This is a genomic window from Methylomonas sp. PHL2-19 (assembly GCF_059331595.1).
The window spans coordinates 1,050,097-1,064,277 of record NZ_CP196839.1; the positions used below are offsets into that span (position 1 = coordinate 1,050,097).

Genomic DNA, 14,181 nt, shown 5'->3' on the forward strand with positions numbered 1-14,181 from the left:
AGGGCATTATGAGCAATAAAAAACGACTGGTCATCGGCATGACCGGCGCAACCGGGGCTATTTACGGCGTCAGGATGCTGCAAATATTGCGAGAGCAAAACGAATGGGAAACGCATCTGGTGGTATCGTCCGCCGGCTTGGTTAACCTGAAATACGAACTGGATATGGATCGGGCTGCTTTGTATGAACTGGCGGATGTTACGCATGGCATAAACGATATTGCTTCCTGTATTGCCAGCGGCTCTTTCAAGACCGAAGGCGTGGTGATTGCGCCGTGTTCGATGAAGACGCTGGCGGCGGTAGCGCATGGGTTTGGCGATAACTTGATTTCCAGAGCGGCGGACGTGGCGTTGAAAGAGCGCCGCAAAACGGTGCTGGTGCCCCGCGAGACCCCGTTAAATTTGGCGCATATCCGCAATATGGCCAGCGTCACGGAAATGGGCGGGATTATCTATCCGCCAATGCCGGCTTTTTACAACAAGACCGATTCCGTGCGGGCAATGGTTGATGAGGGGGTGGGGCGAATTCTGGATATGTTTGGGGTTGACGCGACGGGGCTATTCAAGCCTTGGACGGGTCTGGGCGGTTAAGTTTTTATCGGTCTCGACTAAATACGGGGTTTTTGCCGGGTAAATAGTCGGTCTTCAATTGACAGGGTGCCTTATTCTGATTTAGAGTTGCCGCACTCGCGAAAAATGCCCATCGACAAAGGCTTGCGGCGCTCTCGACTTAAAGACCTGAAAATGGTGTTTGGTTGGGGGGTGGGTCTTAAAACAATAACTGTAACTATAACAATCGGAGCACATAAATATGGCAAGACCATTAATTCAAATGGCGTTGGATTCACTGGATTTCAACCAAACTGTCGAATTGGCTGATAAAGTAGCGCCTTATGTCGATATTTTTGAAATCGGCACTCCTTGCATTAAATACAACGGTATCAACCTGGTCAAAGAACTGAGACAACGTTACCCAGACAAATTGTTGTTGGTTGACCTGAAAACCATGGACGCAGGCGAATACGAAGCAGGCGCTTTCTACGCTGCAGGCGCAGACATCTGCACCGTGTTGGGCGTATCTGGTTTGGCTACTATCGCTGGCGTTATCAAAGCAGCAAAAAAACACGCTGCCGAAACCCAAATCGACTTGATCAACGTGGCTGACAAAGCCGAGTGCGCGAGAGAGTCTGTTAAATTGGGCGCGCAAATCGTCGGTATTCACACCGGTTTGGATGCACAAGCGGCAGGCCAAACCCCATTTGGCGACTTGAACGACATCGCTCGTTTGGGCTTGGGCGTACGTATTTCTGTTGCCGGTGGTATCAAACAAGCGACTGTACAACAAGTCGTTGAAGCTGGCGCTAACATCATCGTGGTTGGTGCTGCTATCTATGGCGCACCATGCCCAGCAACAGCTGCTCGCGAAATCCGCGAACTGGTTGACGCTGCTGCTGCATAAACCAGCTTTGTCAATTCCTATTTGTTAGGAAATATAAGGACGGGTGGTTAGCGCCACTCGTCCTTTCGTTCGTTATAACCCCCAGTTTTTACCGGGCACGGCCGATCACGAGCCGGCTCGCACTACCAGATTCAAAGGAGAATTAAACATGCCTTCGCGCCGAGACTTAGCGAACGCCATCCGCGCACTTAGCATGGACGCCGTACAGAAAGCCAACTCCGGGCACCCCGGTGCCCCGATGGGGATGGCCGACATCGCAGAAGTATTGTGGAACGATTTTCTGCAACACAACCCCAGCAACCCTAAATGGCCCAACCGCGACCGCTTTATCCTGTCCAACGGCCACGGCTCCATGCTGATTTATTCCTTGCTGCACTTGGCGGGCTACAACCTGCCGATCGAAGAACTGAAACAGTTCCGCCAACTGCACTCGCAAACCCCAGGCCACCCTGAATACGGTTACACCGACGGTGTCGAAACCACTACCGGTCCTTTGGGACAAGGCATCACCAATGCCGTCGGTTTCGCCTTGGCGGAACGTACTCTGGCCGGCCAATTCAACCGTCCCGGTCACGACATCGTCGACCACCACACCTACGTGTTCCTGGGTGATGGCTGCTTGATGGAAGGTATCTCCCACGAAGCCTGCTCCCTGGCCGGCTCCATGAAACTGGGCAAACTGATCGCCTTCTACGACGACAACAACATCTCCATCGACGGCGAAGTCCGTGGACACGGCAACGTTGCCGGCTGGTTCCTCGACGACACCCCGAAACGCTTCGAAGCCTACGGCTGGCACGTCATTCCTAAAGTGGATGGCCACAACCCTGACGCTGTCAAAGCCGCGATTGAAGAAGCCAAAAAAGTCACCGACAAGCCTTCTATCATCTGCTGCCAAACCACCATCGGTTTTGGCTCGCCGAACAAACAAGGCAAAGAAGAATGTCACGGTGCGGCCTTGGGTGAAGCGGAAATCGCCCTGACCCGTGAAAACCTGGGCTGGCCGCATGCGCCGTTTGAAATCCCTGCCGACATCAAAGCCGGTTGGGACGCCAATGCCAAAGGCGCCCAACTGGAAAGCGCCTGGAACGCCAAATTTGCTGCCTACAAAGCCGCACACCCTGAACTCGCGGCCGAATTCGAACGTCGCGTGATCAAAAATGAACTGCCTGCCGATTGGGCTGAAAAATCCAAAGCGTTTATCGCTGCGGTGGATGCCAAAGGCGAAACCATCGCCAGCCGCAAAGCCTCACAAAACACCTTGAACGGCTTTGGCCCCTTGTTGCCCGAACTGCTGGGCGGCTCTGCCGACTTGGCGGGCTCCAACCTGACCCTGTGGTCCGGCTGCAAAGACGTCAACCAACCGGGCTTCGATGGCAACTACGCCTACTACGGCGTGCGTGAATTCGGTATGTCCGCTATCATGAACGGCATCACCCTGCACGGCGGCTTCAAACCCTACGGAGCCACCTTCCTGATGTTCTCGGAATACGCCCGTAACGCCCTGCGCATGGCCGCGTTGATGAAAATCCCGACCATCTTCGTTTACACCCACGACTCCATCGGTCTGGGCGAAGACGGCCCGACCCACCAACCGGTCGAACAAACCGCCACCCTGCGCATGATTCCCAACATGCACGTCTGGCGCCCTTGCGACGCGGTCGAGTCGGCCGTGTGCTGGAAAGCCGCCATCGAACGTCAAGACGGACCGAGCACCCTGATCTTCTCCCGTCAAAACCTGCCGCACGTGCCTCGCACCGCCGCACAAATTGACGCGATCAGCAAAGGGGGCTACATCCTGAAAGACAGTGCCGGTACCCCGGATGCCATCATCATTGCCACCGGCTCTGAAGTGGAATTGGCGGTTAAAGCCGCTGAAGCGCTGGAAGCCAAAGGCAAAAACATCCGCGTGGTGTCCTTGCCATCGACCAACGTCTTTGAAGCGCAAGACCAAGCGTACAAAGACAGCGTATTGCCGCCAAGCGTGACTCAGCGCGTGGTAGTAGAAGCGGGAGTAACCGACAGCTGGTGGAAATACGCCGGCAGCGCGGGTAGAGTCGTAGGATTGGACCGTTTCGGCGAATCGGCCCCGGCAGGTCAACTCTTCAAAGAGTTCGGCTTTACCGTGGACAATGTCGTCGCTAATGTGGAAGCTGTGCTTTAATAGGCGCTAAGTGAAAGGCCTGTCGGTGACGAGGTTGCCGGCAGGCCCGTCTTTAATCAATAGAGTAAGGTGGAATCATGATAAACACGCAATTGATTAAGAAGTTTTTAACGGGCTTGCTGTTTGCTGCATCGGCTGCTGTCAGTGCCCAGGAATATCCTGCCGCGGATTTTCAACCTAAGGTTCTCTACAGAGATCCTGCTATTGCGGAAGTCGCCAAGGCCAGTTCTCCGGTCGCCGCTACCAGTAATGCTAGTGCGCCTTGCGCCGAAGCAAAGCAGGAGCCGACGTCAGAAGTTGATGCCAAGTACCCGGCAGCCAGTTTTCAGCCTAAAGTAGTATTCAGCGCGGCGGGTTCCTAGTATTTTTAGGCTATACCGTGAATTTGATGAACTCGTCGTCTAGACACATAACAATTATTACATTCAGGAGTATTCTCAAATGGCAACAAACAGTTTGATGAATAGCTTATTCGGCTTTTTGTTCGACAATTCGAGCAGTAGTGATAGTCGGTCGGAAGCTTATTCTCGTGTCGACAGCGAAGACGCGCAATTGACCGGTGTAGCCCGTTATCTGCAAAAACTTGAGCCGCCAAAGCCGGAACTGGACGAAAACGGTCAGCCGTTGACCGGGGTGGCGAAATATCTAGCCTTGCAAGCGAAATTGGAAAAAGCCCGGCAAGCCGTCGAAGAGGCGGCTGTCGTGGAGCCGGTTGTCGTGGAGTCGGTTGTCGAGGAATCACTAGAAGAAGAAATTGAAGAAGTTGCCGAAGTAGTAGAAGAGCTTGTTGAAGAAGTGACCGAAAGCGAGCCGGTTGCGACGGGTGTCGATAAATATCTGACTCAACAAGCGGAAAATCCGGTTACTCGAGTTGCCAAATACCTGATCAAGCAGTCGATTTTGTCTAAAGAAGCGCCGGTGACTGGGGTTTCTAAATACATTACCAAAAATGATCGCGAAGACCATGCGGTGACCAATGTTGCTAAATACGTCATTCGGCAAAATATGCAGAGCGGTTCGACGCCATTGGTTACCGGCGTTGCCAAGTATGTGTTGAAGCAAGATGTCTTGGCAAAAGACGCGCCAATCGCAACCGGTGTGAGCAAATACGTCACCAAGCAAGCTTTGTTGGCGAAAGATGCGCCACTAGTAACCGGTGTGGCTAAGTATGTCGCTCAACAGGAGCGCTTATTAAAAGAGCAGGCACCTTTGACCGGCGTTGCTAAATTTTTGGCGGAGCAGGCGGCCGCGGATAGAAAAGCGGCAGCTGCGGCTTTGATTGCCCGATATGTTGCAGCGGAAGCGCTAGCGCAACAGGAAAAAGCGGAGGCTCAGTTGAATCAAGAACAAAATGCTCAGCAAGAATTGGCCGAGGAATTGGCATTTGAGGGTTCCGCTGTAGAGCGTTACCTCGCTAGGCAGGCTGCGTCTGCCCAACAAGCGCCAAAGCCAACCGGTGTTGCCAAATATCTGGCTAAACAGTTGCAATTGCAAAGCCAGGCAGAGCCTTTAACCGGTGTTGCCCGTTACCTTGCCAAGCAGGCAATATTGACCAGACAGTTGCCGCCGCCTACTGGTGTCAGCAAGTATTTAGCCAAGCAAATATTAGCGCAAAAACCTGTTGCCGAAGTGAGCTCGGTTAGCCGATATGTCACTAAGCATGAGTTGCTGGATAAGGATTCGAAAGAACTCACTGGTGTAGCCAGATACATGTCCAAACAGGACGCACTAGCAAAGGATGCGCCTGGCGTGTCGGGTGTGGCGCGTTACATGGCAAAGCAAGCCTTGCAGTCCAAGGATGAGGTCGTGGCTAGAACTACCGGGGTAGAGAAATACTTACGTAAACAGGCTTAGTACCTGCCTGAAGAAGCCGGCACTTCCTTTTGGAAGTGCCGGTTTTTTTATGCCTGCTGGTTTTAGTGTGTCGAAGGGGCCGGCAAACCATGGATTTATACGGCTTTACCGAATCTGTATTATCATGACTACCCACATTCAAATTTTTTGCAGGGATCTTGATGTCTCGTTTATTGGGTTTTAGCTTGATGCTGTTTTTGCCGATCGTTGCTTTTGCCGCAGGCCTTGATGCCAACGAATTGGCGCCAGTTCCGGAACCGCCTGATTTACCGGCTCCGGTGCAGTCAGGGGAAGAGATGGAGCCCGACATTACCATTATTCGTAAAGGCAAAGATACTATTCAGGAGTTTCGCCGCAACGGCAAGCTATACATGGTGAAAATTCAGCCCCAGGTTGGCCCTGCTTACTACATGCTGGATACCAACGGCGACGAGCAGATGGATGTAAAAAAAAATGATTTGGACGAAAACACCAATATCAACAAGTGGACGTTGTTCGAGTGGGATTTCAATTGAGCTTATTGAATGTATCCTCCCAATATGACGCCCTAAGATTACTCGGCAATTTTTAGCAGCCAGCCGCCGTCCGCATCGCATTTACTGACTTTTGCTTTGGCTTTCACCGAGATTCTGACGACCGTGTTTATAAGGTCGTCAGGCAGTTTACCTTTCACCAAATAGAACGTGTCCTTGTCTTCAATTTGAACCGCGACAGGTTGCTGTTTAATGCTGACATGAATGTGACCCGGGCCATTGCTGCCGGAAACCGCAAATGAAAACTCCGAACCCGGTTTGACTGTGGCTAAATGTTCCGGCGTGTAGCGGCTAATTTTAGCGTTGATGCAGCCGCTGCCCTCTGCGCCGCCGCTGGTTCCGCCGTGACCGCCATGGCTGGGTGTGGATTGCGACCAAGCAGAATTTCCGAAACCGATAGTCAGCAATGCGATGGCAAAAAGACGTGCGTGCATGGGTGTTCCTCATGTTCTTGTTTTAGGATGGCTGCGATTATATGTTTTAAGCCTGCAAGTTTGAAGCACAAGCTATAAAGGGTCTGACGGTATTGATTGAGAAATAGTCAAATCTGGTGTATGGCTGATTTGAATCAGGCGGCCATCTGCTGTGTTTCTTCTGTTTTCTCCGGTTCCATAATGACAGCCATGCCGTCCTGAAAACGAATGCCCTCAATCACATCCGGCAATCGTTTAAAGCCGCGTATCTTGCGCCAACTCTTCTCGGCGGTTAACGCCAATTGGAACACCAAGCCCAACAAGGTATTGCGGGACACGCAGTTCTTGGTGCGGGTGGTCCGATGGCGAATCGTCGCAAAGCTGGATTCGATCGGATTTGTCGTCCGAATGTGTATCCAGTGCTCGGCGGGAAAGTCGTAAAAGGCCAATAGCGATTCACGGTCTTTTTCCAACACGCCCACCGCCTTGGGGTACTTGGCTTCAAAGTCACGCAAGAACGTGTCGAAGGCTTGATTGGCCAGGGCTTTGGTTTCCGCCATCCAGATTTCTTTCAGCCCCGCCTTGGCCTTGCCTTGGATTGAATCGGGTAGCGTCGCCAGCACATTCGCCGTCTTATGCACCCAGCAGCGCTGGTGTTGTGTGGTGGGCCAAGCTTCGTTGATGGCTGCCCAGAAACCCAAAGCGCCGTCGCCGGTAGCCAGTTTCGGCGCGTCCTGTAGACCTCGCGTTTGTAAATCCTGCAAAACACTCAGCCACGAGGCTTTCGATTCCCGATAACCGTCCGATAAGGCCAGCAAGCGCTTTTCACCCTGTTCGTTGACTCCGATGATGACCAATAGGCACAGCCGATCATCCTCGCCACGCAGGGTCGAATAGATGCCGTCGGCCCAGACATACACAGTGCGCTCCTTCGATAAATCTCGCCGATTCCAGGCCAGATAATCCTCGGCCCATTGGGCTTTCAGGCGGCTAACCACGGCAGGTGACAAGCCTTTGGCATCGTCACCCAGCAACACCGATAAGGCCGACTGCATGTCGCCGGTGGAAATGCCGCGCAAATACAGCCAGGGTAAGGCCGCTTCCACCCGTTTTGTCTTGCGAACATACGGCGGCACCAGCGACGAGTTGAACTTGATCCTGCCGCCGGAACGGTCTCGAACCTTGGGGATTTTGACCGTCACGTTACCCACGCCCGTCACGATCTCCCGCTCCGGCAAATAGCCATTACGCACCACGGTTTGCCGGCCCCGTAAATCGGTAACCTTGGCGTATTCGCCCAGAAAAGCCTGTAGCTCCGCCTCAACGGCTTGTTGGATCAAGGCTCTAGCACCCGTCTTCAACAAATCCGTCAAAGGATCGTTAATCCCACTGGCATTATTCCAGTCTTTTGCATTATCTTTGTTCATGGCGTCTCTCATTTTGCTGTTATTCGATCTCGACAATCTCATTTCAGCAGAGGGCGCCACCTTTCATCAAGTCGGGCCGTACACCAGATTTAGTTATAACTCGTATTGATTTGATCTTTCTGCCGGGATTGGTTTACATTGCGTTACGGTTTGGTTTGCATATTAACAACAATAAAATGGGGGAGAAGATGTTATTTCTGGCTAAGTTATGCGGTATTTTGACCTTGGTTTGGTTTTATATGGCGGCGAAAAATCATGGCGGCCCGTTAATTAATTGGTCTGTGATCGGTCTGATAGGGTATTGGCTGACTTGGTGGTTATCTAAAATGCTGATTGTGGTGCCATTGGCCGGCATGGTAACTAAGCATTCGGTGACTGAGTTTTTACTTACCCAATTACCCGTATTCGTCGCATTGGCAGCTTGCTATCTGATTAGAAAAAAATTGATCGCCAGTTTGCCGGCCGCTGGGCAATAAATGCCCAAAAATGTGCTGATAACCGGTGCGGCAAGACGCATTGGTGCGGCGTGTGCCCGCTTACTGCACGGTGAGGGTTGTAATGTGATTTTGCATTACAACCGCTCCGATGCAGACGCTTTACGTTTAGCTGCCGAGTTGAACGCCGTGCGAGCCGAATCGGCACGAGTATTAAACGCCGATTTATCGGTGTTTAGCAGCATCCAGAAGTTGGCCGAAAATGCAGTAGCTCAGTGGGATGGTGTCGATGTTTTGGTGAATAACGCGTCGTTGTTTCAATCCGTGCCGCTTGGGCAAGTCACGGAACAGGACTGGGATTTGGTCATGGCTAGTAATCTGAAAGCGCCGTTTTTTTTGACACAAGCGTTGTGGTCGTCACTAAAAGTTAAAAACGGCTGTGTAGTGAATATCGCCGATATTCACGCCGAGACAGGTTTGCCGGGCTTTCCGGTTTACAGCATGGCTAAGGCCGGCTTGGTGGCGATGACGCGGATATTGGCCAGGGAAATGGCGCCGGAAGTCCGCGTTAACGCGGTGGCTCCGGGCGCTATTTTATGGCCGGAGAAAGATGTAGATGAAGCGGAGCGGGTGGAAATCTTAAAAAAAGTGGCCTTGCAGCGTCGCGGCGAAGCAGACGATATTGCCAAAGCAGTAAGGTTTTTGGTTGGCAGCGCCGATTATATTACCGGCCAAGTACTGACGGTAGATGGTGGACGGACACTGTTTCGCTGAAGTTTACAGAGCGTTATTTCTCAAGTTTGGTTTGGCGTAAATCGCGTTTGTCGAAATCGTGCCACAGGTCTTTGTAACAACGCTTGCTTATCGGGTGAGTGGCGTTTGGCGCAATTTCCGCTAAAGGCTCCAGTACGAAGGCATAATGTTCTATTTCATCGCGCGGAATTTGCAGTCTGCCGTCACTGATGATTTGGTCGCCGTATAAAATCAAGTCCAAATCCAGAGTTCGGGCCGAGAATTTTTGACTTTCCCTGCTACGGCCGTGGTCCAGTTCGATTTGCTTCAGCAATTTGGCGACTTCTTTCGCGGATAATGCCGATTCGAATTGCACGACGAGGTTATGAAAGCTGTCGCCGACAAAGCCTACCGGCTCGCTTTCGAAGATACTGGAAATGGTCAGCTCCCCGAACAATTCGCGTAGCGTGAGCAGGCTGGCTGGAATGTGAATTTCCTTATCTATATTGCTGCCGATGCTGATATATCCGGTAGGCATGACTATCTTTCGCCGCGTTCGATGATGATGCCGACGTCGCGAGCGCGGCTAATCGCGCCTTTCTTGTTTAGGGTGATTTTTACCCAGGGAATCGCAAATTCGCTGCGTAAAATGCCGGCAATTTCTTCTATCAGCTTTTCCACTAAATAAAATTCGCTGTGCTCGACAAAGCTGACAACGCGATCCGAAACGGCTTTATAGTCCAGTGTGTGGGCAATATCGTCGCTGGCGGCGGCTTTTTGGATGTCAAAGCCCATTTCAATGTCCAGGATGATTTTTTGTTTAATCTTCCTTTCCCATTCGTAAATACCTATCACAGTATCGATTTCAAGCCCGCCTAAAAAGATGATGTCCATCGTTGCTTTCCGGTTATTATATTTCTTGAAGAGGCGGCAGTATCGAGTAAATAGCGCCGCTGTACAAGTATTGACGAGAGGTTGATTAAATGATGGATTGGTTGTTGGTGCCTTTGGCTTACTTAACTGGCTCGGTGTCTAGTGCGATTATCGTCTGTAAGATGATGGGCTTGGCGGATCCTCGGGAAAACGGTTCCGGTAATCCGGGGGCAACCAATGTTATGCGTATCGGCGGTAAAAAGGCTGCGGCGATTACTTTGCTCGGTGACGCTTTGAAAGGGCTATTACCGGTGTTGTTGGCGAAGGCGTTGGCGGTCGATAGTATGGTTCTTTCCATGGTCGTGTTTGCCGCTTTTTTGGGGCACCTTTATCCGATTTTTTTTGAATTTAAAGGTGGCAAAGGTGTGGCAACATCGCTGGGCGTAACGCTCGGTGTTGCTTGGCTATTGGGATTGGTGGTGGCTGCCACTTGGTTTGTCGTTTACAAAATGGGCAGAATTTCGTCGTTAGCTGCTTTGGTAGCTGCAACATTAACGCCCCTTTATGTTTGGCTGATTGTTGGCGATGTCAAATTGATTATTACCTTTACCGTTATTTCTCTGATTTTGCTGTGGCGGCATAAAAGCAATATTCAGCGCTTATTGGCTGGGCAAGAGTCTTGATCAAAGGCTGATTAGCTGCTCCATCGGCCAGCGCGGACGGGCGAAAATTTCCAGGTTTTGGGTTTGCCCCGCCATTAAGCGCTGACATCCTGCATAGGCAATCATCGCGCCGTTGTCAGTGCAAAATTCCGGGCGAGGAAAGCGTATTTCGGCCCCTTCTTTGGCGGCCATCTGTTGTAATTGTCTCCGAATTTCGTGGTTGGCGCTCACGCCACCGGCTACGATTAATGTTTTCAACTGCGTCTGTTGTAACGCCCGTTTGCATTTGATGCTTAATGTTTCCGCGACGGCCTGTTGAAATGCGAAAGCGATATCGGCTTTGTCCTGCTCGGTTTGCTCGGTGGCGTGCAATGCGTTCATTGTGAAGGTTTTCAGGCCGCTAAAGCTAAATTCCAATCCTGGTCTGTCGGTCATCGGTCTGGGGAATTTGAAGCGATTTTGACCATTGCGCGCTAACTCAGCCAATTTCGGGCCGCCGGGATAGTCCAGGCCTAATAGCTTTGCGGTTTTGTCGAACGCTTCGCCCGCGGCATCGTCCAGCGATTCTCCGAGTAAGCGGTATTCGCCAATCGCGCGGACTTCAATAAGCAGGGTATGGCCGCCTGAAATGAGTAATGCGACGAAAGGGTAGGCGGGCGGATTATCCTCCAGCATCGGCGCCAATAAATGTCCTTCCATGTGGTGCACGGCAATAGCCGGTATTTGCCAAGTCCAAGCCAGACTTTGAGCAGTGGCGGCTCCGACTAGCAACGATCCCATCAAGCCGGGGCCTGCTGTATAAGCAATGCCTTCAATGTCATTGGCTGTTAATTCGGCTTCTTTCAATAGCGCTTTGATTAGCGGAACCAGTTTGCGAATATGGTCTCTTGAGGCTAGTTCAGGAACGACGCCGCCATACTCGGCGTGCGTGGCAATTTGGCTGTATAAGGTGTGCGCAATTAAGCCCTTATTGGACTGGTAGACGGCGACAGCCGTTTCGTCGCAAGAGCTTTCTATGCCTAAAACATACATTAGTTTTTGAATTAAAGAATTTTATGAGTATAATCGGCCGTTTTCGGCGGGCTTGCTATCGCCGATAGCGTCAAAAGATACTAACATAAATCGGATTATTGATAATGCCATCAGTTAAAGTTAAAGAGAACGAACATTTTGACATCGCGATTCGTCGCTTCAAACGTGCGTGCGAAAAAGCCGGTGTATTGGCTGAAGTACGCCGCCGCGAGTTTTATGAGAAGCCAACCACCGAGCGTAAACGCAAAGGTGCTGCGGCAGTTAAGCGTCATTTGAAAAAGCTGGCTCGTGAACGGTATGCGCTGAAAAATCTGCGTCGCGGTCGTCCACAAATTTAAGGCAGACAATGGATGCGTTAAAAAAGCGTATCACGGACGATATGAAAGCCGCGATGAAAGGCGGCGAAAAAGGCAGGCTGGGTGTAATCCGCATGATTTTGGCTGCTATCAAGCAGGTTGAGGTCGACGAGCGTATCGAGCTAAGTGATGAGCGAATCATCCTTGTGCTCGATAAAATGCTGAAGCAGCGGCGCGAGTCCATCAAACAGTTCCGAGACGCTAGTCGCAACGATTTGGCCGAAATCGAGGAAGCTGAAGTGTTGGTTATTCAAGATTTTCTACCACAACCGCTCAGTGATGCTGAAATCGATGGCATGGTCGCCGACGCTATCGCTAAAGTGGGCGCCACATCGGTAAAAGACATGGGTGGTGTGATGGCTTTGCTTAAGCCGCAAATGCAAGGTAGAGCTGACATGGCGAATGTCAGTGCGAGAATCAAGGCCTGTTTTATCGCTTAATATCTTGTCGGTAAGATGTCCGGCAGGATACCTCGTCAGTTCATAGATGATCTTTTGGTGCGGGTCGATATTGTCGATCTAATCGATTCGCGCGTCCCTCTTAAAAAGTCCGGCAGCAATTTTACGGCGCGCTGCCCGTTCCATACCGAAAAAACTCCCAGCTTTTCAGTTAATCGCGGTCGGCAGATATATCATTGCTTCGGTTGTGGAGCTAGCGGTAATGCAATCGGCTTTTTGATGGAATTTAACCATCTGGGCTTTGTTGAGGCGGTCGAGGATTTGGCAGCCTTTGCCGGCGTGGATGTGCCTAGGGAGTTGATCGATGGCGAGTCTGGGCGGCCGGATAAAAAAACTGTGTCGCATATTTACGAGGTGTTGGCGGGAGTTGCTGGGTTTTACGCCGAGCAATTGCGCGGAAATGCCGAGGGTAGGATCGCTGTAGATTATTTGAAAGCCCGGGGTGTCAGTGGTGAGGTGGCGCGGGATTTTTCTCTGGGGTATGCGCCAAATAAGTGGGACGCCCTGTTGGCGCGTTTCGATCAAGCGGATTTGATCGAGGCTGGTATGCTGGTGGTCAGGGATGATGGCAAGGTTTACGACCGCTTTCGCGGTAGATTGATGTTTCCGATCAGGGATAAACGGAAGCGAGTGGTGGGGTTTGGTGGTCGAGTATTGGATGATGCTTTGCCCAAATACCTGAATTCGCCGGAGACTGCGGTTTTTTCTAAAAGTAAGGAGCTTTATGGGCTTTGTGAGCTTTTAGAAAAGAATAGCAAGCCCGGTCGGATACTGGTGGTAGAGGGTTATATGGATGTGATTGCCCTGGCTCAGTTTGGCATTTCCAATGCGGTCGCGGCGCTGGGTACTGCAACTTCCAAAGCGCAAATCGATTTATTGTTCCGATTTACCTCTGAATTGGTGTTCTGTTTCGATGGTGACAATGCCGGCAGGCAGGCGGCCTGGAAGGCTGCCGATGCTGCTTTGCCTTGTTTGCGTGATGGCAGGCAAATCAAAATAATGCTATTGCCACAGGGTCAAGATCCGGATTCTCTGTTGCGTTCTGAAAATTCATCCGCATTTATGGAACGAATTGCTAATGCGCAGGTCTTGTCTGATTACTTTTTCGAGAATATTGTCGGGCAATTGGAATTGACAACCGTTGAGGGGCGGTCTCAGTTGCTAGCGACAGCAACGCCTTTGCTGGAAAAGGTTCCTGCCGGGTTTTTTAGGGAAATGATGTTTGCCCGTTTGCAAGAGTTGTCGGGTTCCCGAATTGCCGTGGATGTTGTCGAAAATCAGACTAGACTTAAGTCTAAATTTTATGCTGGCAAAAAGGGCATCTCTTCGCCAAGAATCAGTTTGGCTCGCAAGGTATTAGGGTTGTTGCTTCAACACCCGCATTTTGTAAGCTTGATTGAGCGTGAGGGAGTTATTCTCGATGATTTGAGTTTTGCCGGAGTGGAGTTATTAAGAGAGGTGTTGCAACGGATTGCCCTTGAAAAGCCGGAAAATAGCGCCATCTTGTTGGAGTCTTTCCGAGGAACATCCCAGGAAAAAGCTGTAAAAGCTTTAGCTAGTTTAGATCTCGATGTACCGGTGGGCGGGGAAGAGTCCGAGTTTTGCGGTGCGTTGCGACAGCTTTGTAAACAGGCCAAGGAAGCTATGCTAACCCGATTGATCGAAAAGGAGGGTCGAGAAGGCTTAATGATTGAAGAAAAAGAGATACTGCGGAAGCTTTTAAGGGATAAGGCCTAGGTGACCGCATTAATTTTTGCCGTTATAATTTCCTGTTCTGCGGCGCTT

General features: G+C 51.1%; 17 protein-coding genes. 12 read left to right on the top strand and 5 right to left on the bottom strand.

Annotated features, from left to right (window positions below; all coding sequences use genetic code 11):
* The first annotated feature begins 8 nt into the window (after positions 1 to 8).
* The 6 genes from ACR02O_RS04945 (at position 9) to ACR02O_RS04970 (ending at position 5,991) form a co-directional block, all read left to right on the top strand.
* Positions 9 to 590 (top strand): UbiX family flavin prenyltransferase, encoded by a 582-nt coding sequence (locus tag ACR02O_RS04945; protein WP_494522912.1) that lies wholly within the window; start codon positions 9 to 11, stop codon positions 588 to 590.
* Positions 591 to 810: 220 nt separating this feature from the next.
* On the top strand, positions 811 to 1,458 hold the full coding sequence (hxlA, locus tag ACR02O_RS04950) for a 3-hexulose-6-phosphate synthase (RefSeq protein ID WP_033159367.1): 648 nt from the start codon (positions 811 to 813) through the stop codon (positions 1,456 to 1,458).
* 148 nt (positions 1,459 to 1,606) lie between these two features.
* Positions 1,607 to 3,622, top strand: a complete 2,016-nt coding sequence (tkt, locus tag ACR02O_RS04955) for a transketolase (RefSeq protein WP_494522913.1) — start codon at positions 1,607 to 1,609, stop codon at positions 3,620 to 3,622.
* Between the two features lie 77 nt (positions 3,623 to 3,699).
* On the top strand, positions 3,700 to 3,984 hold the full coding sequence (locus ACR02O_RS04960) for a hypothetical protein (protein WP_051670148.1): 285 nt from the start codon (positions 3,700 to 3,702) through the stop codon (positions 3,982 to 3,984).
* A 79-nt stretch (positions 3,985 to 4,063) separates the two neighbouring features.
* Positions 4,064 to 5,476, top strand: coding sequence for a hypothetical protein (locus tag ACR02O_RS04965; protein WP_494522914.1), 1,413 nt, complete (start codon positions 4,064 to 4,066; stop codon positions 5,474 to 5,476).
* Between the two features lie 161 nt (positions 5,477 to 5,637).
* Complete coding sequence (locus tag ACR02O_RS04970) at positions 5,638 to 5,991, top strand: DUF2782 domain-containing protein (protein ID WP_494522915.1); 354 nt, start codon at positions 5,638 to 5,640, stop codon at positions 5,989 to 5,991.
* A 38-nt stretch (positions 5,992 to 6,029) separates the two neighbouring features.
* On the opposite strand, the gene ACR02O_RS04975 is transcribed toward ACR02O_RS04970, so the two are convergent.
* Positions 6,030 to 6,443 carry a hypothetical protein gene (locus ACR02O_RS04975; RefSeq protein ID WP_494522916.1) on the bottom strand — a complete coding sequence of 138 codons (414 nt, stop codon included), beginning with the start codon at positions 6,441 to 6,443 and terminating at the stop codon, positions 6,030 to 6,032.
* Between the two features lie 134 nt (positions 6,444 to 6,577).
* Positions 6,578 to 7,849, bottom strand: a complete 1,272-nt coding sequence (locus tag ACR02O_RS04980) for an IS256 family transposase (protein WP_494521800.1) — start codon at positions 7,847 to 7,849, stop codon at positions 6,578 to 6,580.
* Positions 7,850 to 8,025: 176 nt separating this feature from the next.
* On the opposite strand from ACR02O_RS04980, the gene ACR02O_RS04985 reads away from it, so the two are divergent.
* Positions 8,026 to 8,325: a hypothetical protein gene (locus ACR02O_RS04985; protein ID WP_308441618.1), complete on the top strand. Its 300-nt coding sequence runs from the start codon at positions 8,026 to 8,028 to the stop codon at positions 8,323 to 8,325.
* Complete coding sequence (locus ACR02O_RS04990) at positions 8,326 to 9,057, top strand: pteridine reductase (RefSeq protein WP_494522917.1); 732 nt, start codon at positions 8,326 to 8,328, stop codon at positions 9,055 to 9,057.
* Between the two features lie 13 nt (positions 9,058 to 9,070).
* Here the strand turns inward: ACR02O_RS04990 and folK are convergent, their stop codons facing one another.
* Complete coding sequence (gene folK / locus ACR02O_RS04995; RefSeq protein WP_101054502.1) at positions 9,071 to 9,553, bottom strand: 2-amino-4-hydroxy-6-hydroxymethyldihydropteridine diphosphokinase; 483 nt, start codon at positions 9,551 to 9,553, stop codon at positions 9,071 to 9,073.
* Between the two features lie 2 nt (positions 9,554 to 9,555).
* Entirely contained in the window at positions 9,556 to 9,909 is a 354-nt protein-coding gene (gene folB, locus ACR02O_RS05000; protein WP_033157689.1) for a dihydroneopterin aldolase, read from the bottom strand.
* A gap of 89 nt (positions 9,910 to 9,998) precedes the next feature.
* On the opposite strand from folB, the gene plsY reads away from it, so the two are divergent.
* Positions 9,999 to 10,571, top strand: coding sequence for a glycerol-3-phosphate 1-O-acyltransferase PlsY (gene plsY / locus ACR02O_RS05005; protein WP_101054500.1), 573 nt, complete (start codon positions 9,999 to 10,001; stop codon positions 10,569 to 10,571).
* Here the strand turns inward: plsY and tsaD are convergent, their stop codons facing one another.
* A complete protein-coding gene (tsaD, locus tag ACR02O_RS05010) occupies positions 10,572 to 11,582 on the bottom strand; it encodes a tRNA (adenosine(37)-N6)-threonylcarbamoyltransferase complex transferase subunit TsaD (RefSeq protein WP_033157691.1) in 1,011 nt (336 codons plus the stop codon). It abuts the gene before it with no gap.
* A gap of 104 nt (positions 11,583 to 11,686) precedes the next feature.
* Between tsaD and rpsU the strand changes: the two genes are divergently transcribed.
* Genes rpsU through dnaG form a run of 3 tightly spaced genes read left to right on the top strand, consistent with a single transcriptional unit; the run spans position 11,687 to position 14,133 of the window.
* Positions 11,687 to 11,920: a 30S ribosomal protein S21 gene (gene rpsU / locus ACR02O_RS05015; protein ID WP_020483611.1), complete on the top strand. Its 234-nt coding sequence runs from the start codon at positions 11,687 to 11,689 to the stop codon at positions 11,918 to 11,920.
* Between the two features lie 8 nt (positions 11,921 to 11,928).
* Positions 11,929 to 12,378, top strand: coding sequence for a GatB/YqeY domain-containing protein (locus ACR02O_RS05020; protein ID WP_033157692.1), 450 nt, complete (start codon positions 11,929 to 11,931; stop codon positions 12,376 to 12,378).
* Between the two features lie 15 nt (positions 12,379 to 12,393).
* Positions 12,394 to 14,133 (top strand): DNA primase, encoded by a 1,740-nt coding sequence (gene dnaG / locus ACR02O_RS05025; RefSeq protein WP_494522918.1) that lies wholly within the window; start codon positions 12,394 to 12,396, stop codon positions 14,131 to 14,133.
* The last annotated feature ends 48 nt before the right edge of the window (positions 14,134 to 14,181 follow it).